The sequence below is a fragment of the Saccharothrix longispora genome (assembly GCF_031455225.1).
GTDB lineage: Bacteria > Actinomycetota > Actinomycetes > Mycobacteriales > Pseudonocardiaceae > Actinosynnema > Actinosynnema longispora.
In genome coordinates this window covers 7,342,135-7,363,662 of record NZ_JAVDSG010000001.1, presented here as the reverse complement: position 1 = coordinate 7,363,662, position 21,528 = coordinate 7,342,135, and the positions used below count along the sequence as shown (strand labels likewise).

Genomic DNA, 21,528 nt, shown 5'->3' with positions numbered 1-21,528 from the left:
AGCCCCACGATCCACACCGCGGTCGACGCCGCACCGCGCGCCCGTCCGCACCCCGTCCAGCGCACCCGTCCCACTACCCCACCGGGCACCAGGGCCACCGCGCCCGCCGCACCACCCGTGGCTCCCGTCGGTGCTCCGGCACCCCGCTCCCACTCCGCCCGCCACCGCCGCCGCCGGTCGTGGCGTCGGGGGCCGTGCGCGCGGGTGCGGCGGGTGCCGGTGGCGCGTCCTCCCGGGGTTCGCCGTGGTCGGGGGTGGTCGCTCGGGGTTTCGTCATGGTCAACCGAGGGGCGGGACCCCCGTTCACGTACACGTCCAGGGCCATGATCACCTGATCGTGTAAGCCCACCGCCCGTCCCCGGCACCTCACAGCAGGCTGAGCTGGGTCCCCTTCTTCCTCCGCTTCGGCTGCGGTGCGCCGATCTGCTCGAACGCCTTGAGGTCCGCCAGGAAGGGCGACCTGGGGCGCGTCGTGGTGTGGCTGAGGAACAGGTGGCGCTGCGCCCTGGTCATCCCGACGAACAGCAGCCGCCGCTCCTCGTCGACCGCCGCCGCGTCGTCGTCACCCGGCCAGCGCATCGGCAGCAGGCCGTCCTCGCAGCCGACGATGAACACGACCGGGAACTCCAGGCCCTTCGACGCGTGCAGCGTGAGCAGCGAGATCCGGTCGGCGCGCGGGTCCCACGTGTCCACCTCCACGCCCAGCGCGAGCGACGTGTGGAACCGCTCGAAGTCGTCCCCGCACTCGACCGCCAGCGGCTTGAGCAGCTCGTACGCCGTGTGGTCGTCGCCCGCCACGGCGCGCACGCGCTCCAGCACGGTGGCACCGGTCGCCGCACGCAGCTCCGCCGCGATCCGGGCCACGCCGGGCCGGTCGGCCAACCGGTCGTGGGAGCGCTTCTGGAACGGCAGGCCCGCCGTGGTCAGGGCGTCGACCAGCGCCCGCGACTGGCGATCGGTGCGGTAGAGCACCGCGAAGTCACAAAATCCCAGGTTGGCCGTGCCGTCCGACGACACCCGGCCGCTGTCGAACGCGTGGAACGACGCGCCGCCCAGCACCTGCTCGACCGTCCGCGCCACGAACGCCGCCTCCGCCGACTCGGACGCCGCGTGGTGCACGCCGACGGGCGCGGCGCCGTGGTCGACCATCGGGTGCAGCTCGCGCCCCGGCACCAGCGAGGACGGCGCGATGACGTCGAGCGCACCGGTCACCACGGCGGCGGACGAGCGGTAGTTGCGGGTCAGGTGCACGGTCCGCGCGGTAGGGAAGTCCTCGCGGAAGCGCAGGAAGAACCCGACGTCGGCGCCCCGGAAGCGGTAGATGGCCTGGTCGGGGTCGCCGATCGCGGTCAGGTTGCCGTCGGCGGGCGCGAGCAGCCGCAGCAGGCGGTACTGCTGCTCGTCCACGTCCTGGTACTCGTCCACCGACACCCACCGCCAGCGGGCGCGGTAGGCGTCCACGAGGTCCGGCGAGTCCTCCAGCAGCGCGAGCGGCAGGGCGATGAGGTCGTCGAAGTCGACCAGGTCCTGCGCCCGCAGCGCCTCCTTGTACCGGCCGTCACCGGCGGCGACGAGGGCTCTGGCTTCCTTGTCGTCGTCGTCGACGACGGTGCGGGCGACGGCGAGCTGCTGGTCCGGGTCGGCCACCCCGAACGCGGGTGACAACCCCGCTGACGAGTGGTGTTCGCGCAGGATGACCACGCCGAGCGAGTGGAACGTGGCGATCGTCAACGCCGGGGCGTGTTCGGGCGCGAGCACGGCCAGCCGTTCGGCCATCTCCTCCGCCGCGCGCCGGGTGAACGTGATCGCGAGGCACTCCGACGCCGGCACACCGCGCCTGGTCACGAGGTCCGCGACGCGGTGCGTCAACGTCCGCGTCTTGCCGGTGCCCGGACCGGCGATGATCAGCAGCGGACCGGACTCGACGGACGCCGCCGCGCGCTGCTCGGGGTCCAGGCCGTCCAGCAGCGCGGTACCGCCCGGGGCGACGGCCGAGGTGGTGGCGGTGGGCGCGACGGGAGGCGACACCGGTGGCCGCGGTGCGGTCGGACGGTCCACAGCGGACTTGGCGGACCCGGTGCCGACGACCGCGCCGGCGGCCGGTTCGGTGTCGAACAGCGCGAACGCCGAGTTCCGCCGCTCCAGCTCCCCCGGCTCGAACAGCCGGATCACGCCGTACTCGCCGTCATACCCGGCGTCCCGCACCACCTCGCCCCGCCGCAGCCGGGTCACCGCCTCGCCCAGCAGCGGCGAGTGCGCGGCGATGTCGTCCACCGGCACGTCCCGCAGGATCACCAGCTCCGGCCCCAGCGCGGCGGTCAGCCTGTCGACCTCGGCGAGCACCTTCTTGCTCTTCGGTCCGGTGCCGACGATCTCGCTCACCATCTCCGGCAGCGGCACGAGGTTGGTGAACCCGGCGGCACCGGCGGGGCGCGAACCCGACGGCCGGTCCGCCAGCTCCTCGACCCGGCTGAGCACGCCGACGGTCAACGGCTTGCCGCACTCGGGGCAGATCCCGTTGTGCGCCAACGTCTCCCGCGGTTCCAGGCGCACGCCGCACTTGCGGTGGCCGTCGACGTGGTACTTGCCCTCCTCGGGGAAGAACTCCAGCGACCCGTCGAACCCCTCGCCGGTCTCCAGCGCGCGCCGCACCGCGTAGTAGTCGAGATCGGTGTCGAACAGCGTGGCCTCGCGCCCGAGGGCGGGCGGCGAGTGCGCGTCCGAGTTGCTGACCAGGCGGAACCGGTCGAGCCCGGACACCCGCCAGTTCATCTCCGGGTCGGAGGACAGCCCGGTCTCCACGGCGAAGACGTGCGGCGCGAGGTCGGCATAGCAGTCGTCGACCGCGTCGAACCCCGACTTCGAGCCGAGCACGGCGAACCACGGCGTCCACACGTGCGCGGGCACCAGGTAGCCGCCGCACTCCAGCGTGATCTCCAGCAGGTCTCGCGAGTCCAGCCCGAGGATGGGCCGCCCGTCCGACCCGATGTTGCCGATCTTCGCCATCCGCGCGTTGAACCGCGCCGCGGACTCCAGGTCGGGCATGTAGACGAGGTGGTGCACCTTGCGCGTGTGGCCGTCGCGCTTGTAGATCGTGGAGATCTCCACCGACAGCATGAACCTGACGGGCGCGCCGGCCAGCGACGGCGCCAGCGTGCGGTCGATGTCCCGGTCGAGGTCCTCGCGCAGCCGGAACAGCCCGGGGCCGGCCTCGACGAGGTTCTCGGTGAGGTGGTCGTACCACGCCGGGTGCGTGAAGTCGCCCGTGCCGACCAGCGAGATCCCCTTGCGGCGAGCCCACCACGTCAGGTGTTCGAGGTCGCAGTCGCGACTGCACGCCCGGGAGTACTTGGAGTGGATGTGGAGATCGGCCACAAAGCGCACCGCGCGATCCTAGTCACACCAACGGGTAGGGCTTCGCGCGCACGTCCGCCAGCCTCGACGCCACGGCGGTACGCCCTCCGGCCCGCGTGACCGCCCCCTGACGAACCGGTGTCCGACCTGATCGTGCGGGAGGGCGCGCCCCGTCCCGGCCGCGGACGCGCGAGGACATCCCGCCCGAAGACCGCTGAGCCAGTCCGAAATGAAAGAATCGAAAGGGTGGACGGACGGCCTGATTCGGCCTGACGTCACCCACGTGAGGGATGCTCCACGCGAACCGCCTGGGCGCCGGGGGCGATCCCGCGCCCCGCCGCCACGACAAACCGGGGAGCCCTCGACCGCGGGGTGGTCACCGAGGAGAAGCGGCCGAGGGCGGACCAGTCGACCGGGGGCTCCCCGGCGCGACCTCCGCGCACTGCCGCGACGGTCGCGACGGCCCCAACGCGACGGAGGCGGATTCCGTGTTACCGGAATCCGCCTCCGCGGTGTTCGTGCAGCTTGACCTCTGGTGGAGCTGAGGGGAATCGAACCCCTGACCTACTCGATGCGAACGAGTCGCGCTACCAACTGCGCTACAGCCCCGTGTTCCGTTGTCGTGCGGGGGAAGCATATCAGTAGCCGGGGGGTGGTTCCGCCACCCCCCTCTACTCGCCCACCGCCCGCCGGTACGGGAGGGCCTCGGGGCCGTCGAGCTCGACGAACACCGGGTCCTCGTCGTCGGCGTCCACCACGACCGTGCCGGGGCGGACCTGGTGCTGGAAGCGCGGGCGCGGGGCCAGTCCGTGCTGGTCGGTGACCTCCGCCTCGTCGTGCGGGTGGTGCGCGGCGGACCGCTCGGCGCCCCCGTCCACGTGCCGCGCGGAGCGGCGGTGGGAGCGGCCGAGGCGGGCCTGGCGGCGGGCGCGGACGTCCTCCTCGACGCGCACCTGGATGCGCAGATACACGAGGTAGGAGACGAGCGCCACGTCCACGGCGGCGTGGGCCCACCACACGAGCGGGTGAACGAAGCCGGCGACCACGCCGGTCACCAGGGCGGACAGGAACAGGGTGCCGACGACGCGGCGGCGGAACGCGTACTTGGCCTGCGCCAGGATCGCCGCGGTCTCGGGGTCGAAGCCGCCCCGGCCCGGGCGGTACGGGCGGTGCCCGAAGTCCGTCTCCGGCTCGTCGTACTCGTCGTCCTCGTAGTCGTCGAACTCGGCGTCGGGCATGGCGTCGTACTCCTCCTCCATGCTCCCGCGCGAAGCGTCGGCACGCTTGCGGGCGACCATCGGCACGAGGACGACCAACCAGGCCACGACCAGTCCCACGACGATCAGCGAGCTCGGCATCCCCGTCACCTCCCCCTACCCCGCGGCGCGCTCGGTGCGCACGCCACGCTAGTCACAACAGTCACACCAGTGTCGGAGGCTCGCCGACCGGCACAGGTACCGAAGTGTGGTCTATCACCCACTTTCGGGGGATACCAATAAGCCACTCAGCCTCCTGATCAGGCGGTTTGGGCGTACCCCTGTGCAACCATTCGGCGGACAATCCCTTCGGGTGACGCTTCCTCCGCGGTCATCGCGAAGCAGACGTGGTCGCGCCAGTCGCCGGCCACGTCGAGGTACCGCCGGAACAGGCCCTCCCGCCGGAAGCCGACCTTCGCGAGCACGCGCAGCGACGCCGCGTTCTCCGGTCGCGCGGTCGCCTCCAGGCGGTGCAGGCCGGCCGCGCCGAAGCAGTGGTCGACGACCAGCGCCAGCGCCGCCGTGGCCACGCCGCCCCGCGCCCGGTCCGCGGCGACCCAGTAGCCGACCCACGCCGAGCGCAGCGACCCGCGCACGATGTTGCCGACGGTGATCTGGCCGGCCAGCCGGCCGTCCACCGTGATCACGAACGGCAGGGCGTGGCCGCGGCGGGCCATCGACTTCAGCGACGACCAGTGCGCGGGCCACGCGAGCACGGCGTTGCGCTCGTGCCAGCCGTCGAACGCGGTCGGTTCCCAGTCCTCCAGGTAGGCCTGGTCCCGCAGTCGGGTGGCGGACCACGCGGAGGCGTCGCGCAGCCTCGGCGGGCGCAGCGCCACGAGCCCCGCGTCCACCCGCAGCGGTCCGAGCCGCGCGGGCCAGCCGGGGTGACGACCGCCTTCCCAGGCCAGGCTCATCTATCCCCTCTGCGCCAGGAAGCTGACCGTGACCTCGTCGCCGACCGCCACGTCGGTCACGTCCTCCTCCACCATGACCAGGCAGTTCGCCTCGGCCAGCGAGGCCAGCAGGTGCGAGCCGGACGTGCCGAGCGGCTGCACCAGGTACTCGCCGCTGTCCGCGTCGCGCAGCAGCTGGCCCCGCAGGAACCCTCGCCGCCCCTTCGTGGAGGTCAACGGCGACAGCAGGCGCGCGGTGACGGCCCGGCGGTAAGGGTTGCGCTTGCCCAGCGCGGCCCGGATCAGCGGGCGCACCAGCACCTCGAACACGACGAGCGCGCTCATCGGGTTCGACGGCAGCAGGAACGTGGGCACGGCGTCCGGCCCGAGCCGGCCGAAGCCCTGCACCGAGCCGGGGTGCATGGCCACGCGCGTCACGTCGACGTCCCCGAGGTCCGCCAGGGCCGCGCGGACCTCGTCGCCGATGACGCCCCCGACGCCACCCGCGACGACCACGATCTCGGACAGCAGCAGCCTGCCCTCGACGACCTCGCGCAGCCGGCGCGGGTCGGCGGACTGGATGCCGACCCGGCTGACCTCGGCGCCCGCGTCCCGGGCCGCCGCGGCGAGCGCGTAGCTGTTCACGTCGTAGACCTGCCCCTGGCCGGGCGTGCGGTCGACGTCCACGAGCTCCTCGCCCACGGAGACCACCGACACCCTCGGCCTGGGGTGGACCAGCACCTTGTTGCGGCCGACGGCGGCCAGCAGGCCGACCTGGGCCGCGCCGATGACCGAGCCCCGGCGGACGGCGACGTCACCGGTCTGCACGTCCTCTCCGGTGCGGCGGACGAACGCCGCCGACGGCACGGACCGCTGCACGGTCACCTTCGCCGCGTGCCCGTCGGTGTAGCCGAGGGGCACGACGGCGTCGGCCAGCGTCGGCAGGGGCGCGCCGGTCGCCACCCGGACCGCCTGACCGGGCTGCAACCGTCTGGGCTGGCGCGACCCGGCGGGGATCTCGCCGACCACGGGGAGCTTCACCGGCTCCTCGTTGGCGGCCTGCACGTCGACGCTGCGCACCGCGTAGCCGTCCACGGCGGCCTGGTCGAAACCGGGCAACGCGCGCTCGGCGACGACCTCCTCCGCGCAGAGCAGGCCCTGCGACTCGGAGATCGCCACCCGCACCGGGGCGGGCCGCACGGCGGCGGCCACGACCCTGGCGAGCTGCTCTTCCACTGACCTCATGTGTGTCCTCGTTCAGGAGTTGCCGAGGCGTTCCCGCAACCACTCCCCCAGCTCGGGCCCGTAGTCCGGGTGCTCGAGGGCGAAGTCAACCGCAGCCTTGAGGAATCCCCCGGGATTGCCCAGGTCGTGTCGCCCACCCCGGTGGACGACGACGTGCACCGGGTGGCCCTCGTTGATCAGCAGCGCGATGGCGTCGGTGAGCTGGAGCTCGCCGCCCGCGCCCGGCGTGATGCGCTTGAGTGCGTCGAAGATCGCCCGGTCGAGGAGGTAGCGGCCGGCGGCGGCGAACGTGGACGGCGCGTCCTCGGCCTTGGGCTTCTCGACCATGCCGACGACCCGCTTCACGTCGTCGTGGCCGATCTCCTCGACGTCGAAGACGCCGTAGGCGGAGATCTGCTCGCGGGGGATGTCGAACGCGCACAGCACGCTGCCGCCGTGCTCCTCGCGGACCGCCGCCATCGTCGACAGCACGCCGGTGGGCAGCACCAGGTCGTCCGGGAGGAGGACGGCCACGGCCTCGTCGTCACCGGTCAGGTTGCCCTCGGCGCAGCCGACCGCGTGGCCGAGGCCCAGGGCCTTGTCCTGGATCGCGGTCTCCACGGTGAGCAGGTTCTGCGCGCGGCGGACCTTGTCGAGCAGGTCCGACTTGCCGCGGGCCTCCAGCGTCTGTTCCAGTTCGGGCTGCGGTCGGAAGTACTCGGCCACCGCCTCCTTGCCCGGGGAGGTCACGATCACGAGCCTGGTCGCGCCGGCCTGGGCGGCCTCGGTGGCGACGAGTTCGATACCGGGGGTGTCGACGACCGGCAGCAGCTCCTTGGGCACCGCCTTGGTGGTCGGGAGGAAGCGCGTGCCCAACCCCGCCGCGGGCACGATTGCTGTCTGGAAGGCGCTCATGAAATGCGAGGGTAACGGCGTGCTCGGGGTGATCCGCGATGACGTCCGGTGAACGTGACGGGAAGGCGACGCTCCGCGCACGGCTGCGGTCCTTCCGGCGTGGCGCGGTGATGCCGTCGATGGCGTCCGAGGCGCCGCGCGCCGTCGCGGCGCTCGGCGTCCGGCCGGGTCGGGTGGTGTGCGCGTACGCGGCCTCGGCGCGTGAGCCGGGTTCCGTGGCGATGCTGGACGCGCTGGTCGGGGCCGGGTACCGGGTGCTGCTGCCGGTGGTCGTGGGGGACGGGTTGGCGTGGGCCCCGTACGACGGCCGGCTGCGGCCGGGGGCGTTCGGACTGCCGGAACCGGTGGGGGCCGCCTCGGCCCTGCCCGCAGGGGTCGCGCTGGTGCTGGTGCCGGCGCTGGCCGTGGACCACGCCGGGGTGCGGCTGGGCAAGGGCGGCGGGTACTACGACCGGGCGCTGGCGTCGTGCGCGGCGCCGAAGGTGGCGGTGGTGCGGGACGAGGAGTTCGTGCCGGTGCTGCCGGCCGAGCCGCACGACGTCCGGGTGGACGCGGTGCTGACGCCGTCGGGCCTGGTCCGGCTGCCGCTGCGACCCCGTCCGCCGGGGCGTCCGCTGTGACGTTGACCTGTGGTGTTTGCATCACGTGGAATGCATGCCCCATCATCTTCGTTGGCACTCGTAACGTCCGAGTGCCAACCAGGACTCGTTGGAGGGGCTGACCGTGCCGACCTACCAGTACGCCTGCACCGAGTGCGACCACCGGTTCGAAGCCGTGCAGGCCTTCTCCGACAACGCGCTGACCGAGTGCCCCGAGTGCTCGGGCAAGCTGCGCAAGCTGTACGGCGCGGTCGGCGTGGTGTTCAAGGGCAGTGGCTTCTACCGGAACGACAGCCGGTCGTCGTCCTCGTCGGCCGAGTCCTCGTCCTCGTCCAAGGGCGAGTCGAAGGGCGAGTCGACCTCCACCCCCGCGACGCCGTCGACCTCGTCCGGCTCGTCCTCGTCTTCCTCTTCCTCCTCCTCGACGCCGGCCGCCGCCGCGTCCTGAGGTAGTTGTCCACAGGCCCTCGAGTTGTCCACAGCTCGGGGGTTCGTGCTGTCCCCGGCCCCTTCCCGTCCCTACCGTCGATCCCGTGGTGCTCATCAGAAGGATCTTGGCGGGTGTGCTGGTGCTGCTGGCGGTCGTCCTGGCCGTGCTGCCGGCGGGCCCCTCGGTCGACGTGGTCGTGGCGGCGCGCGACCTGCCCCCCGGTGTGCCGCTGACCGGTGACGACGTCCGGGTGGCGTCCCTGCCGCCGCCGCTGGTGCCGTCCGGGGCGGTGTCGCGGGCGGAGGCGGTGGGTCGGGCGCTGGTCAGCGCGGCGAGGTCGGGCGAGCCGTTGACCGACGCCCGGCTGGCGCCGGGGTCGCCGGAGACGTCCTCGGTGGCGGTGCGCCTGGCCGACCCTGGCGTGGTCGGGCTGCTGAGACCGGGCAGCCGGGTCGACGTGGTGGGCGCGGGGGCGCACGTGCTGGCGTCGGACGCGTCCGTGGTGGCGGTGCGCGACGGCGAGGTGGTGGTCGTCTCGGCGGACCGCGCGGCGGCCAGGCGGATAGCCGCGGAGTCGCTGGCCGCCCCGGTCGCCCTCACCCTCCGCTGATCCGGCCGTGGTGGCCGTGGTGGCGCGGCGCGGGAGGCGGTGGCGTCGATCGCCGTTCCGGGCGTTCAGGCTCGACGCCCCGCGGGTAGAGGGGCGGGGAGATCGCGGAGATCACCACGTTCGGTCCGCGGGTGTCCGAGTCGCCCGGCCGCCCACGACGCACGTGCCGGCCGGGTCACCCGGGCCGTTACCCTCCGCTAGCGCCGAACACCCCCCGAACGGAGGAGTCAGCAGTGATCAAGGGCTTCAAGGACTTCCTGATGCGCGGCAACGTCATCGACCTGGCCGTGGCCGTGGTCATCGGCGCCGCGTTCAACGACATCGTGAAGGCGTTCACGTCGTACCTGATCAACCCGATCATCGCGTCGTTCGGCGGCGCCAACGTCAACGGGCTCGCGGTGCGGCTCGGCGACAACGAGAAGACCATCCTGGACTTCGGCGCGATCATCACGTCGGTGATCAACTTCATGATCGTCGCGGCCGTCGTCTACTTCATCTTCGTGCTGCCGATGAACAAGATCAAGGAACGCCGCAAGCGCGGCGAGGAGGCCGGTCCGCACGAGCCGACCGACGTGGAGCTGCTCAAGGAGATCCGCGACCTGCTGGCCTCGGAGCGGAAGACGCAGACGCCGCTCCAGCGCCGCTACGACGACAACGCCTGAGGCTCGCGCCGGGCCGCGGCCCCCCACCGGGGGCAGGCGGAACGGCGTGGTGCGGTCGGCGAGGTCGTCCGACCGACGCGGGACGCGACCGGACGTGCCCGGCATCGCCCGGTCGCCGAACCGAGTGCCGGGTCGCGCGGCTCGACCACGCCCGCGCCGGGTGGACCATCGTGCAGGGCCGCACCGCCCACGTGCACGTCAACGACGAGCCGGCCGCCTGGCGGCCGGCGGTGCGGTGACCACGCCTGCGGTGCGGTCACCGCGTCGGCCGGGGCACCGCGCCCCGTCAGCCGCCGTGGTGCGGGGGGCGGTTCTCCCGGTACCAGTCCTCGTCCCGGGCGGTGGGACGCGGGCTGTCCGACGTGTCGTCGGGGAGGACGTCGCCGAAGACCTCGGCCAGACGGCGACGCCGGGCCGCCTCGCGGGCGCGGGCGGCCTCGGTGTCGTCCGACGGGGTGTCGTCCCGTGGTGCGGTCACGACTCGTCTAGGCCGGAGATCTGCTCGATCACGTACGGCACGAGGGCGGAGAGGGTGGCCATGCCGTCGCGGACCGCCGAGCGGGAGCCCGCGAGGTTGACCACGAGGGTGCTGCCGGAGATGCCGACCAGGCCGCGGGAGATGCCCGCGTCCACGGCGCCCGCCGCCAGGCCGGAGGCGCGGAGGGCCTCCGCGATGCCGCTGATCGGCCGGTCGAGGACGCCCTGCGTGGCGTCCGGTGTGACGTCGCGGGGGGACACGCCCGTGCCGCCCACGGTGACCACCAGGTCGACGCCGCCGATCACGGCCGTGTTCAGGGCGGCGCGGATGTCCACGATCTCGCCTTCCACCGCGACGGTGCCGTCGACGATGAACCCCGCTTCTTCCAGCAGCTCGGTGACCAGCGGGCCCGTGCTGTCGTCGTGCTCCCCGTGCGCCACCCTGTCGTCGACGATCACGACGAGGGCGCGTCCCAGGCGCTGCGCGCTGCGTTCCATGCGGCAACCGTAGCCAATCGACGGATCTGACGGTTCCGTGACATGACGCTGCGGGGGCACGCGTTCCCGCCGGGGCGCCCCTAACTTCGGTGACGTGCGCGTTCTCCTCACCGGCGGAGCCGGGTTCATCGGATCACACGTCGCCGACTCGGCACGCCTGGCCGGGCACGAGGTGGTCGTCCTCGACGCCTACCTGCCCCAGGCGCACCCGACCCCGACCGGGCCGGTGTGCGACGTGACCGACCCGGACGCGGTCGGGCGGCTGCTGGCCGGTGTGGACGTCGTGTGTCACCAGGCGGCGGTCGTCGGGCACGGGCTCGACCCGTCCGACGCCCCGCTGTACGCCCGCAACAACGACCTCGGCACGGCCGTGCTGCTGGCCGCGATGCACCGGGCGGGGGTGGGGCGGCTGGTCCTGGCGTCGTCCATGGTGGTCTACGGCGAGGGCCGCTACGAGTGCGCCGAGCACGGCGTGGTGCGGGCGGCGCCGCGACGACGGGCCGATGTGGACGCGGGCCGGTACGAGCCGCCGTGCCCGCGGTGCGGTGCGCCGCTGGAGCCGCGCCTGGTGCCCGAGGACGCGCCGCTCGACCCGCGCAGCACGTACGCCGCGAGCAAGCTCGCCCAGGAGCACTACGCGGCGGCGTGGGCGCGGCAGACCGGCGGGCACGTGTGGGCGTTGCGCTACCACAACGTCTACGGCCCGCGGATGCCCCGGGACACGCCGTACGCGGGCGTGGCGAGCCTGTTCCGGTCGGCTCTGGAGCGCGGCGAGGCGCCGACCGTGCTGGAGGACGGGCGGCAGCGGCGGGACTTCGTGCACGTCTCGGACGTGGCCCGGGCCAACGTGCTCGCGGTCGAGCGGCCCGGTGAGCCGGGCGCGCTGACGCCGGTGAACGTCTGCTCGGGCGAGCCGCGCACGGTCGGCGAGCTGGCCGGACACCTGGCGCAAGCGTTTGGCGGACCGGAGCCGAGGGTGCTCGGCGGGGCGCGCCCGGCGGACGTCCGGCACGTGGTGGCCGACCCGGCGCGGGCGCGGGAGCTGCTCGGCTTCCGGGCCGGCACGTCGTTCGCGGACGGGGTGGAGCGGTTCGCGACCGATCCCCTGCGCTGATCCCCTGCGCTGACCGCCGACGGGACGGCGGCCAGGCGTCAGGGACGGTCTGCGGCGGTCAGGGGGAGGCGGACCTCGAAGCGGCAGCCGGGGCCGTGGTTGAGGGCGGTGATCGTGCCCCGGTGCGCCTCGACCAGGCCGCGCGCGATGGCCAGGCCCAGCCCCCCTCCCACGGGACGGCGGTGCGGCGCCCCCCGGAACGCCACGTCGAACACGCGCGGCAGGTCGGTGTCCGGGATGCCGCCGCACGCGTCGTCGACCCGCAGCAGCGCCGACGGACCGTCCACGTCGACCCGCACGGCCACCGTGCCGTCGGGCGGGGTGTGCCGGATCGCGTTGGACAGCAGGTTGCGCACGACGCGCGCCAACTCCGGGTCGGACCCCAGCACCACCGGCCACGTCGCCGCGTCCGCCCGCAGCACCACGCCCTTGCGGGAGGCCACCGCCGCCTCCGCCGCCACGACCCCGCTCACCACGTCCGCCAGCGGCACGTCGGAGAGCGTCAGCCGCAGCGCGCCGGCCGTGATCCGGGACAGCTCGAACAGGTCGTCCACCATCCCGGACAACGCCTCCGCCTCGGCGGAGATCCGGCCCGCGTAGTCGGTGACCTCGTCCGGCCGCGCGACGACGCCGTCCGCGAGCGCCTCGGCCATCGCCCGGATGCCGGCCAGCGGCGTGCGCAGGTCGTGGCTGATCCACGCCACCAGTTCGCGCCGCGACGCCTCGGCCGCCCGCTCCCGCTCCCGCGCCTCCCGCTCCCAGACGCTGCGCCGCGCCAGCGCCCGCCCCGACAGCACGGCCGCGGGCACCGTCACCAGCGCCACCAGCACGCACACCAGCAGCGTCGTCATCAGGATCGGGGTGAACATGAACCCGCTCACCGCGAGCACCCCGCCGATGGTCGCCACCACCGGCACGATCGCCAGCACGGTCATCGCCCGCGCCAGCGACCCGTCCGACGACCGCCGCAGCAGGAGCACGCCCAGCAGCGCCAGCGGCAGCGAGAACAGCACCGCGTACGGGAGGATGTGCCCGATCTCGACCAGCATCACGCGCCCCCGTCGTACCGGTAGCCGACGCCCCACACGGTCGCGATGCGCACCGGGCGCGCCGGGTCGGCCTCCACCTTCTCCCGCAACCGCCGCACGTGGACGGTCACCGTGGACTGGTCGCCGAACTCCCAGCCCCACACCCGCGACAGCAGGTCGGTGCGCGAGAACGCGGTGCCCCGGTGGGCCAGGAAGAACACGAGCAGGTCGAACTCGCGGGTGGTGAGCGCCAGCTCCACGCCGTCGAGCGAGGCGGACCGGGCGCCCACGTCGACCCGCAGCCCGCCGTCCGCCAGGACGGACGGCGACCGCACGGCCGCCGCCTTCGACCGCCGCAGCACGGACGTGACGCGCAGCGCCAGCTCGCGCGGGCTGAACGGCTTGGTCACGTAGTCGTCCGCGCCGAGCCGGAGCCCGGCGATGCGGTCCTCCTCCTCGCCCAGCGCCGTCAGCATCACCACCGGCACGGCGCTGCGCCGCCGCAGCCTGCGGCACACCTCCAGGCCGTCGACACCGGGCAGCATCAGGTCGAGCACCACGAGGTCCGGTTCCCGCTCGGCGAACCGGCGCAGCGCGGCCTCGCCGTCGCCGACCAGCTCGACCTCGTGCCCGGCCAGCTCCAGGTAGCGGCGGACCACGTCCCGCACCACCACGTCGTCGTCCACGACGAGCACCCTGTCCACAGCAGCCTCACCAGTTGGTCAGCAGGAGGTGGTTGACCGCGAGCGCGGTCACCGCTTGCACCGCGAGCCATGGTCGTCGCCGATCGGGCACCAGCACCACCAGCCACACGGTGAACGGCAGCCAGATGCGCTCGACCTCGGCCTTGCTCAGCCCCGACGCGTCGGCCAGCAGGACCATCACGAGCGCCGCGCCCGCCAGGGCGCACGCCGGGCCGCGCCACCGCGCCGCGAACGGGGCGAGCCCGCAGGCCAGGACGGCCGCCGCGAGGTTCGCCCACACCCAGTAGCCGTACGACCGGGAGGAGGCGATGCCCTGGTGGTACCGGTCGACGACCAGGTGGTACCCGTCGAGCCACCAGAACCCGAGGGCCGCGAACACCGCCACCACGGCCAGCGCGCCCGCCACGGCCAGGCCGACCTCGCGCCACCGCCGCCACAGCACGGTCAGCGCGAGCACGCCGACGAGCACCAGCCCGTAGGACAGGAACACCGCGAACCCGAGCACGACCCCGCCGAGCAGCGGCCGGCCGACCGCGAGCAGCGCGACCCCGCACGCCGCGACGCCCGCGAACAGGCCGTCCGCCGACACCCCGAACCACACCGCGCCGGGGAACAGCGCCACGAACGGCAGCACCGCGCGGGCGTGGCCCTCGGAGGCGACGGCGCGCACGGTCACCGGCACGGCCACCGCCACCAGCGCACCGACCAGCACGGTGAACGCCGACGCCGCCGTGCCGCCGGACAGCCCGACCCGGTCCAGGCCGACGTACACCAGCAGCGCACCCGGCGGGTGCCCGGACACGTGCGTCGTCCACGAGTCGGGCTGGAAGTCGAGGATGCGGTCGGCGAACGTGCGCAGCACCAGCGGCACGTCGGTGACGCCCGGCACCTCGTGCAGGTACTCGTCGGTCGTGGTCAGCCTCGTGGTGAACCCGCGCGCCCAGCCGTCGACCAGGGCCAGCGACGTCGTCCACGCCACCGCCGCCGCGTAGCCCGCGCCGAGGGCGCCCCGCCACGGCAGGCGCGCGGCGAGGTCCGGGCCCCACACCACCACGGCGACGGCGACCAGCACGGCGAGGGGCGTGCCGACGCCGACGTGCGGCAGCCAGGTGGCGAACAGCGGCGGCGCGCCCGCGAACGTCAGGCGGGGGTCCAGCTCCGCCCCGACCACGGCGGCCAGGACGACCAGGGCCACGGCGGCCAGGACACGGGGCACGGCCCCACCGTAGGGCCGCGGCGGCCCCGCGGGAGGTGTCCGGCGGCATCCGTCAGCGGTCCGTAAGGAGTGGCGGCGCGTCAGGATTCGGTAAGCACCGCAAGCCTTCCGGACGCTCCACAGCGGACCGATGCTCGGTAGGTGGACGACATAGACGTGGTGCTCCCCTGTCTGGACGAGGCGGCGGCGCTCCCGCTGGTGCTGGGCGCGATGCCCGCCGGCTACCGGCCCCTGGTGGTGGACAACGGCTCGCGCGACGGGTCCCCGGACATCGCGCGCTCGCTCGGCGCGGAGGTGGTGCACGAGCCCCGGCCCGGGTACGGCGCGGCGGTGCACGCGGGCGTGGAGCGGGCGCGCTCGGAGGTGGTGTGCGTGCTCGACGCGGACGGCTCGCTCGACCCCGGCGACCTGCCGGCGCTCGTGGCGCTGCTGGCGGGCGCGGACCTGGCGGTCGGGCGGCGCGTGCCGTCGGCGGGCAGCTGGCCGTGGCACGCGCGGGCGGGCAACGCGGTGCTGGCGGCCCTGCTGCGGCGGCGCGGCCTGCCGGTGCGCGACATCGCGCCGGTGCGCGCGTTCCGCCGACGCGACCTGCTCGACCTCGGCGTGCGGGACCGGGCGTTCGGCTACCCGCTCGAACTGCTGCTGCGCGCGAACGCGGCGGGCTGGCGCGTGGTGGAGCGGGACGTGCCCTACGGCCCGCGCGCGGCCGGGACCAGGTCGAAGGTGTCGGGTTCGGTGCGCGGCACGGTGCGCGCGGTGCACGACATGGCGGGAGTGCTCCGGTGACGCCGGTCAGCCTGCTGGTGGTCGCCAAGGCCCCGGTGCCGGGGTTGGCGAAGACGCGGCTGTGCCCGCCCGCGTCACCGGAGGAGGCGGCCGACCTGGCCGCGGCGGCGCTGCTGGACACGCTGGACGCCGTGCTGCGGACACCGGGCGCGCGGCCCGTCGTGGCGCTGACCGGCGACCTGCGCGCGGCCCGGCGGGCGGACGAGGTGCGGGCGGTGCTGCGGCACTGCGCGGTCCTCCCCCAGCGGGGCGACGGGTTCGGGGCGCGGTTGGCCAACGCGCACGCCGACGCGCACCGGGCGCACGGCCTGCCGGTGCTCCAGATCGGCATGGACACGCCCCAGGTCACACCGGCGTTGCTCGGCGAGGCCGTCGGGTTGCTCGACGGGCACGACGTGGTGGTGGGTCCGGCGACCGACGGCGGGTGGTGGGCGCTCGGGCTGCGGGAGCCCGCCCTGGCGCGGCGGCTGGAGGACGTGCCGATGTCGCGCGACGACACCGGGGCGCGGACGGTGCGCGCCTTCCGGGACCGGGTCACCGCGATCGCTCCCGGGCTGTCCGACGTGGACGACATCGCCGCCGCCCACGAGGTGGCGCGCGCGGCGCCGGGCACGCGGTTCGCCGGGGCGCTCGCGCGGCTGGGGGTGCTCCGGTGACGGCGTTCGACGTGGGGCTCGCCGGCGCGGGGTGCCGGTTGGAGTTCGGCGACGGCGACTCGCTCGCGCTGCCCGTCGCGCGGTGGTGCGGCGACGCGGGCGGCGCCGACGAGGTGCTGCTCGACGCCTGCCGGGGCGCGACCGTGGACCTCGGGTGCGGCCCCGGGCGGTTGGTGGCGGCGCTGGCGGCGCGCGGCGTCACCGTGCTGGGGGTGGACCGGTCGGCCCTGGCGGTCGCGCTGACCAGGGCGCGGGGCGGGGCGGCGCTGCGGCGCGACGTGCTCGGGCGGCTGCCCGGCGCCGGGCGGTGGCGGCACGTGCTGCTCGCCGACGGCAACATCGGCATCGGCGGCGACCCGGTGGCACTGCTCCGGCGGGCGCGGCGGCTGCTGCACCGGCACGGCACCGCCCTGGTCGAGGTCGAGCCGCCGGGTCGCGGGGTGTGGCGCGGTGCGGCGCGGGTCGACGGCGGCGACTGGTTCGCCTGGGCCCGCGTCGACGCGTCGGCCGTCGCGGCGGTCGGCGAGCGCGCCGGACTGCCGCTGTGCCGGCTCGCCGAGCGGGACGGCCGCTGGTTCGCCGAGCTGAGCCGGTCGTGAGGGCGGTCGCGCGGGCGGTCGGGAGAACGGCCGCCGGGGTGGCGGCGAGGGCGGCGTCGCGGACGTCGAGCCCGCACACCGCGACCCGGCTCGGCGCGTGGCTGGGCCTGGCGTTCGGGCTGTGCTTCCTCACCGGCCTGCTCAGCCACCTCGTCCAGCACCCGCCGGGGTGGTTCGCCTGGCCGACGCGACCGGTCTGGCTGTACCGGGTCACGCAGGGCGTGCACGTCACCTCGGGCGTGGCGGCGATCCCGCTGCTGCTCGCCAAGCTGTGGACGGTCCACCCGAAGCTGTTCGAGCGCCCCCTCGTGCGCGGCGTGCCGCACGCCCTGGAGCGCGGCTCCGTCCTCGTGCTGCTCGGTGCGGCGTTCTTCGAACTGGTCACCGGCCTGTTCAACGCGGCGCGGAACTACCCCTGGGGCTTCTTCTTCCCGCCGGCGCACTACGCCGTCGCGTGGGTGGCGATCGGCGCGCTGCTCGTGCACGTCGCCGTGAAGCTGCCGCTGTTCCGGACACCCGCCGAGGAGGTCCGGCGCGGCGCGCTGTCGCGACGCGGTTTCCTGCTCGCCACAGGAGGCGCGGCGGCCCTGGCGGTGCTGGCCACGGCGGGCGGCACGGTGCCGTGGCTGCGGCGGGTGTCGGTGCTCGGGGCCCGGTCCACCCCGCTGCCGGTCAACCGGACGGCGCGGGCGGCCGGCGTGACCGCCGCGGGTGACGGCTGGCGGCTCGCCGTCGGCGACCGGCGCTTCAGCCTGGCCGAGCTGGAGGCCCTGCCGCAGACGACCGCCGACCTGCCGATCGCGTGCGTCGAGGGGTGGAGCGCGTCGGCCACGTGGACCGGCGTGCCCGTCCGGGACCTGCTGGCGCTGGCCGGGCTCGAACCCGCCGACGTCGTGGTCGAGTCGCTGGAGCGCGCTGGGCCCTACCGGACCTCGACGCTCCCGGCGCGCCACGTCCGCGACCCGCTGACCCTGCTCGCGCTGCGCCTCGACGGCGAACCGCTGCCGCTCGACCACGGCTCCCCGTGCCGGATCATCGCGCCCGACCGACCGGGCGTGCTCCAGACCAAGTGGGTCGTGCGGCTGGGGGTGGCGGCGTGACGGCGGTCAGGTGGGTGCTCGGCGCGGTCGGCGTCGCGGCGGGGCTGTGGGGCGCGTTCCTGCTGCTGCCGCTGGTGGACGTCGAGTTGGCGGTGTGGTTCCTCGCCGGGCCGGTCGTCCACGACGCGCTGCTCGCGCCGCTGTTCGGCGGGGTGGGCCTGGCCGTCGCGCGGTGGGCGCCGGCGGCGTGGCGCACGCCGGTGGTGGTCGGCGGGGTGCTGTCGGGGGTGCTGCTGCTGGTGGCCGTGCCGCTGCTGTGGCGGCCGCACGCGGGACCGGTCAACCCCGGTCTGCACGACCGCGACTACGCGTCGGGCCTGCTGGTGGCCGTCGCCGCGGTCTGGCTGGGGGTGTCCGCGGCGTGCTGGTGGGCTGGTCGGCGACGCCGTGCGAGCGGCCCGGGGACACGTCGGGCCGGAAGACCCGGGTGCTAGCGGACCTCGACGGGCTGACTGCCCAGCGTCACCTCGACCGTCCGGTCGCCGCCGATGGTGAGCTGCACCTTCTCGCCCGGCGCGCGGGACCGGACGGCCGCCACCAGGGCGTCGGAGCTGTCGATCGGGCGGTCGCCGAACCTGGTGATCACGTCACCGGTCCTCACGCCCGCGGCCTCGGCCGCGCTGCCCGACGTGACCTCCCGGACCAGCGCGCCGCCGTCCTTCGAGTCGCCCACCGACACGCCCAGCACGGTCTGCGTGGCCTTGCCCGTCTCGGCCAGCTCCTTCGCGGTCCGCCGGGCCTGGTCGACCGGGATGGCGAAGCCGATGCCGACCGAGCCGCCCTGCGACGACTGGCCGGAGTTCGGGCTGTAGATGGCGGAGTTGATGCCGACGACCTGGCCCCGCATGTTCACCAGCGGGCCGCCCGAGTTGCCGGGGTTGATCGCCGCGTCGGTCTGGATGGCGTTCAGGACGGTCGCCTGGCTGCCCTGCTCGCCGCCGGCCCGCACCGGGCGGTTGAGCGAGCTGACGATGCCGGAGGTCACCGTGCCGTTGAGGTCGAACGGCGACCCGACCGCCACGACCTGCTGGCCGATCCTCAGGTCGCCGGAGTTGCCCAGTTCGGCGACCGGCAGGTCCCGCACGTCCTCGGCCTTCACCACGGCCAGGTCGGACGACGGGTCGCGGCCGACGATCCTGGCGTCGAACGAGCGGCCGTCCTGGAGCTGCACCTTGATGGGGCCGCCGCCCGCGGCCGACTCGACCACGTGGTTGTTGGTCAGCACGAGGCCGTCGGAGCTGAGCACGAACCCGGACCCCGCGCCGCCGCTCACCTGCACCTGCACGACGGTCGGCAGCACCTTCTGGGCGACCTGCTCGATCGAGCCCTCGGGCGCCGACCCCGTCTGCTGGGCGGGCGGGACCTGGTTCAGCGCGTTCGCCACCGGCCCGGACCGGTCGGCCGCCTCGTAGCCGACGTAGCCGCCGACCCCGCCCGCGACGCCTCCGACGGCGAGCACGAGTGCGGCGACCCCGGCGACCACCTTGCCCCGACCCCGACGCGGGGGCGCGGTGACGACCGATCCGGGCGGTGCGTAGTAGGGGCCCGGCTGACCGGGCATCCCCGGTGCGCCGGGCCCGTCCGGCCGACCGCCCGAAGGGGAGGGGGCGGGCGAGCCGGGGTGGCCCTGGACGGCGGTCTGCGCGGCGCCGAACGGGCCGGTCTGCTCCGGGCGCTGGAAGCCTCCCTGCCAGGCCTCCGACCCGGTTCCCGGCAGACCGGGACCGGGGAGCGCGGCGCCGCCCTGCACGGCGCCGAACCCACCCGTCCCGGCCTGGCCGGCGGTGGGGTGGGCGCCGCCCTGCACGGCACCCGCCCCACCGTCGTCGGTCCGACCGGCGCCGCCCTGCACGGCACCGGTCACACCCTGCCCGGCCTGGCCGGCGCCGCCCTGCGCGGCACCCGCCCCACCGGGGCTCGACTGGCCGGCGGCGCCCTGCGGGGCGGCCTGCGAGTCGACGTCTTCGTTGGCAGGGTCGCCGGCGCCGGGGTTCGCGTTACCGGCGGCGCCCGGATCGTCGTGGGGGCGGCCGGCGCTGCCCTGCACAGCGCCCGCCGACCCCATGCCCGACCGATCGACCCCTGCCGCCGATCCGTCGGGAGCCGGCCGACCAGCACCCTGCTGCTGGTGACCGGTGTACTCGTGACCTTGGTCGGCGCCACGGGCCCAGGGGCTGCGGTGCTGGGGCTCCTGCGGCTGGTGCGGCTGCTCGCTCTCGGTCATGTCCACCACTCTGCGGTGCCCGCCTGAGAAGAGCCTTAAACGAAACTGGGCATCAGTTGTGAGTCCTCGATCGATCGGGGAAAGCGGACGGATTTCGCGTCGTGGTGGAGAAGCGCACGTCACGGACCGGACGCCCGACCGCCCGCTACCCGGATCGGGTGACCACGCGAGACGGGGTCACGTTCGGTCACCGCCCGGGGACTGGGACGATGTGCGCGATCCCGAGGAGGCGGACGTGGCACTGGTCGAGGTGGAACTGCCGGACCCGGCGTGGATGCGGGCGAGGTGGGCGGCGTTCGCCGCGGTGTGCGCCGCGCGCGGGTGGGGCGACAGCTGCCACGCGGACGGCGCGGTGTGGCACTACGACGACGGCGGCGGCAACTGGGCCGACCTCCACCACCTCGACGGCGGCCGGGCCGTGCTGATCGGGCACGACCACGAGTATTCCGAGACGTACCACGGCCCCGCGGCCGAGTACTTCGAGGAGGAGGAGACCGACCTGCTGGCCGGCGCGCCCGACTGGTGGGCGCCGCCCGTGGCCGCCGCCCAGGAGACCGGGTACTGGGTCGGTTTCGCCTACGGCTTCGAGGACGGCGCGTGGCGGCGTGCCGAGTACGAGGCGGACGACGGCTTCGACTCGCTGAACCCGCCGTTCGCCGACGACGCCCGGTGCCGGGACCTGATCACCGAGTTCGCCGGGTCTTCCGCCCCGGCGGACGCGGTCGACGCCCTCATCGCCGCCGACGCCGACATCACCGGACCCCTGCTGACCGCCGTGATCGGCGCCCGCCCGGGCTGGGACCCGGCAGCCGGCGCCGCCGCAGCCCACCGCTTCCGCACTCCCACCCCCGCGAGTCGTAACCCCAGCCCCCGCGAGTCGTAAGTCCAGGTCGCGCGAGTCGTAAGTCCAGGTCGCGCGAGTCGTAAGTCCAAGCCCCAAGAGTCCAACGCCCAGGTCCGGTTAGTTCTACATTCCAGCCGTCCGGTCGGTATGCCCGAACGTAGAACTCAGAGGTCCTCAACGTACGACTCTCGCGACCTGAACGTACGACTCGCGCGACCTCAACGTACGACTCGCGCGACCTGAACGTTGGACTCTCGCGACCTGGACGTACGACTCGCGCGACCTGAACGTTGGACTCTCGCGACCTGGACGTACGACTCGCGGGGGGTGGGGTTA

At 74.6% G+C, this 21,528-nt stretch carries 22 protein-coding genes and 1 tRNA gene; 11 read left to right on the top strand and 12 right to left on the bottom strand.

The window, feature by feature from the left end; translation table 11 throughout:
- Positions 1 to 366 precede the first annotated feature (366 nt).
- The 6 genes from J2S66_RS32055 to J2S66_RS32030 form a co-directional block, all read right to left on the bottom strand.
- On the bottom strand, positions 367 to 3,384 hold the full coding sequence (locus J2S66_RS32055) for a UvrD-helicase domain-containing protein (RefSeq protein WP_310311972.1): 3,018 nt from the start codon (positions 3,382 to 3,384) through the stop codon (positions 367 to 369).
- A gap of 503 nt (positions 3,385 to 3,887) precedes the next feature.
- Positions 3,888 to 3,963 (bottom strand) — tRNA-Ala (locus J2S66_RS32050).
- Positions 3,964 to 4,025: 62 nt separating this feature from the next.
- Positions 4,026 to 4,712 carry a divisome protein SepX/GlpR gene (gene sepX / locus J2S66_RS32045; protein ID WP_310311969.1) on the bottom strand — a complete coding sequence of 229 codons (687 nt, stop codon included), beginning with the start codon at positions 4,710 to 4,712 and terminating at the stop codon, positions 4,026 to 4,028.
- A 158-nt stretch (positions 4,713 to 4,870) separates the two neighbouring features.
- The gene (locus tag J2S66_RS32040; RefSeq protein ID WP_310311966.1) at positions 4,871 to 5,527 is read right to left on the bottom strand and encodes a GNAT family N-acetyltransferase; all 657 of its coding nucleotides are present in this window, start codon (positions 5,525 to 5,527) and stop codon (positions 4,871 to 4,873) included.
- Positions 5,528 to 6,751 (bottom strand): molybdotransferase-like divisome protein Glp, encoded by a 1,224-nt coding sequence (gene glp, locus J2S66_RS32035; RefSeq protein WP_306745756.1) that lies wholly within the window; start codon positions 6,749 to 6,751, stop codon positions 5,528 to 5,530.
- Between the two features lie 12 nt (positions 6,752 to 6,763).
- Positions 6,764 to 7,645 carry a UTP--glucose-1-phosphate uridylyltransferase gene (locus J2S66_RS32030; RefSeq protein ID WP_310311963.1) on the bottom strand — a complete coding sequence of 294 codons (882 nt, stop codon included), beginning with the start codon at positions 7,643 to 7,645 and terminating at the stop codon, positions 6,764 to 6,766.
- Between the two features lie 38 nt (positions 7,646 to 7,683).
- Here J2S66_RS32030 and J2S66_RS32025 point away from each other — a divergent pair, with 38 nt between their 5' ends.
- From J2S66_RS32025 to mscL, 4 genes are all read left to right on the top strand, one after another.
- A complete protein-coding gene (locus J2S66_RS32025; protein ID WP_310311957.1) occupies positions 7,684 to 8,265 on the top strand; it encodes a 5-formyltetrahydrofolate cyclo-ligase in 582 nt (193 codons plus the stop codon).
- A 103-nt stretch (positions 8,266 to 8,368) separates the two neighbouring features.
- On the top strand, positions 8,369 to 8,692 hold the full coding sequence (locus J2S66_RS32020) for an FmdB family zinc ribbon protein (RefSeq protein WP_310311954.1): 324 nt from the start codon (positions 8,369 to 8,371) through the stop codon (positions 8,690 to 8,692).
- A gap of 85 nt (positions 8,693 to 8,777) precedes the next feature.
- Positions 8,778 to 9,284 (top strand): SAF domain-containing protein, encoded by a 507-nt coding sequence (locus J2S66_RS32015; protein ID WP_310311948.1) that lies wholly within the window; start codon positions 8,778 to 8,780, stop codon positions 9,282 to 9,284.
- A 233-nt stretch (positions 9,285 to 9,517) separates the two neighbouring features.
- Entirely contained in the window at positions 9,518 to 9,946 is a 429-nt protein-coding gene (gene mscL / locus J2S66_RS32010) for a large conductance mechanosensitive channel protein MscL (protein WP_310311944.1), read from the top strand.
- A 286-nt stretch (positions 9,947 to 10,232) separates the two neighbouring features.
- Here mscL and J2S66_RS32005 read toward each other — a convergent pair whose 3' ends face one another.
- Together J2S66_RS32005 and J2S66_RS32000 are read right to left on the bottom strand one after the other, a co-directional pair.
- A complete protein-coding gene (locus J2S66_RS32005; protein WP_310311941.1) occupies positions 10,233 to 10,424 on the bottom strand; it encodes a hypothetical protein in 192 nt (63 codons plus the stop codon).
- Positions 10,421 to 10,921 carry a MogA/MoaB family molybdenum cofactor biosynthesis protein gene (locus J2S66_RS32000; RefSeq protein WP_306745748.1) on the bottom strand — a complete coding sequence of 167 codons (501 nt, stop codon included), beginning with the start codon at positions 10,919 to 10,921 and terminating at the stop codon, positions 10,421 to 10,423. The genes J2S66_RS32005 and J2S66_RS32000 overlap by 4 nt, the downstream gene beginning before the upstream one ends.
- A gap of 94 nt (positions 10,922 to 11,015) precedes the next feature.
- On the opposite strand from J2S66_RS32000, the gene J2S66_RS31995 reads away from it, so the two are divergent.
- Positions 11,016 to 12,035 (top strand): NAD-dependent epimerase/dehydratase family protein, encoded by a 1,020-nt coding sequence (locus J2S66_RS31995; RefSeq protein WP_310311938.1) that lies wholly within the window; start codon positions 11,016 to 11,018, stop codon positions 12,033 to 12,035.
- A gap of 38 nt (positions 12,036 to 12,073) precedes the next feature.
- Here the strand turns inward: J2S66_RS31995 and J2S66_RS31990 are convergent, their stop codons facing one another.
- Genes J2S66_RS31990 through J2S66_RS31980 form a run of 3 tightly spaced genes read right to left on the bottom strand, consistent with a single transcriptional unit; the run spans position 12,074 to position 14,983 of the window.
- Positions 12,074 to 13,084, bottom strand: a complete 1,011-nt coding sequence (locus J2S66_RS31990) for a sensor histidine kinase (protein WP_310315245.1) — start codon at positions 13,082 to 13,084, stop codon at positions 12,074 to 12,076.
- Positions 13,084 to 13,767 (bottom strand): response regulator transcription factor, encoded by a 684-nt coding sequence (locus J2S66_RS31985; protein ID WP_310311932.1) that lies wholly within the window; start codon positions 13,765 to 13,767, stop codon positions 13,084 to 13,086. The genes J2S66_RS31990 and J2S66_RS31985 overlap by 1 nt, the downstream gene beginning before the upstream one ends.
- A 7-nt stretch (positions 13,768 to 13,774) precedes the next feature.
- Entirely contained in the window at positions 13,775 to 14,983 is a 1,209-nt protein-coding gene (locus tag J2S66_RS31980) for a hypothetical protein (RefSeq protein ID WP_374726160.1), read from the bottom strand.
- A gap of 150 nt (positions 14,984 to 15,133) precedes the next feature.
- On the opposite strand from J2S66_RS31980, the gene J2S66_RS31975 reads away from it, so the two are divergent.
- From J2S66_RS31975 to J2S66_RS31955, 5 genes are read left to right on the top strand one after another with little or no spacing between them, the layout of a single operon-like run.
- The gene (locus J2S66_RS31975) at positions 15,134 to 15,769 is read left to right on the top strand and encodes a glycosyltransferase family 2 protein (protein WP_310315239.1); all 636 of its coding nucleotides are present in this window, start codon (positions 15,134 to 15,136) and stop codon (positions 15,767 to 15,769) included.
- The gene (locus J2S66_RS31970; protein WP_310311928.1) at positions 15,766 to 16,425 is read left to right on the top strand and encodes a TIGR04282 family arsenosugar biosynthesis glycosyltransferase; all 660 of its coding nucleotides are present in this window, start codon (positions 15,766 to 15,768) and stop codon (positions 16,423 to 16,425) included. The genes J2S66_RS31975 and J2S66_RS31970 overlap by 4 nt, the downstream gene beginning before the upstream one ends.
- Positions 16,422 to 17,024: a methyltransferase domain-containing protein gene (locus J2S66_RS31965; RefSeq protein ID WP_310311925.1), complete on the top strand. Its 603-nt coding sequence runs from the start codon at positions 16,422 to 16,424 to the stop codon at positions 17,022 to 17,024. Before J2S66_RS31970 ends, J2S66_RS31965 begins: the two co-directional genes overlap by 4 nt.
- 38 nt (positions 17,025 to 17,062) lie before the next feature.
- Complete coding sequence (locus J2S66_RS31960) at positions 17,063 to 18,124, top strand: molybdopterin-dependent oxidoreductase (RefSeq protein ID WP_374726228.1); 1,062 nt, start codon at positions 17,063 to 17,065, stop codon at positions 18,122 to 18,124.
- Positions 18,121 to 18,558, top strand: a complete 438-nt coding sequence (locus J2S66_RS31955; protein WP_310311920.1) for a hypothetical protein — start codon at positions 18,121 to 18,123, stop codon at positions 18,556 to 18,558. The genes J2S66_RS31960 and J2S66_RS31955 overlap by 4 nt, the downstream gene beginning before the upstream one ends.
- Here the strand turns inward: J2S66_RS31955 and J2S66_RS31950 are convergent.
- The gene (locus J2S66_RS31950) at positions 18,555 to 20,348 is read right to left on the bottom strand and encodes a trypsin-like peptidase domain-containing protein (protein WP_310311916.1); all 1,794 of its coding nucleotides are present in this window, start codon (positions 20,346 to 20,348) and stop codon (positions 18,555 to 18,557) included. The two genes, J2S66_RS31955 and J2S66_RS31950, sit on opposite strands and share 4 nt — an antisense overlap.
- A gap of 235 nt (positions 20,349 to 20,583) precedes the next feature.
- On the opposite strand from J2S66_RS31950, the gene J2S66_RS31945 reads away from it, so the two are divergent.
- A complete protein-coding gene (locus tag J2S66_RS31945) occupies positions 20,584 to 21,231 on the top strand; it encodes a proteophosphoglycan 5 (RefSeq protein WP_310311913.1) in 648 nt (215 codons plus the stop codon).
- The last annotated feature ends 297 nt before the right edge of the window (positions 21,232 to 21,528 follow it).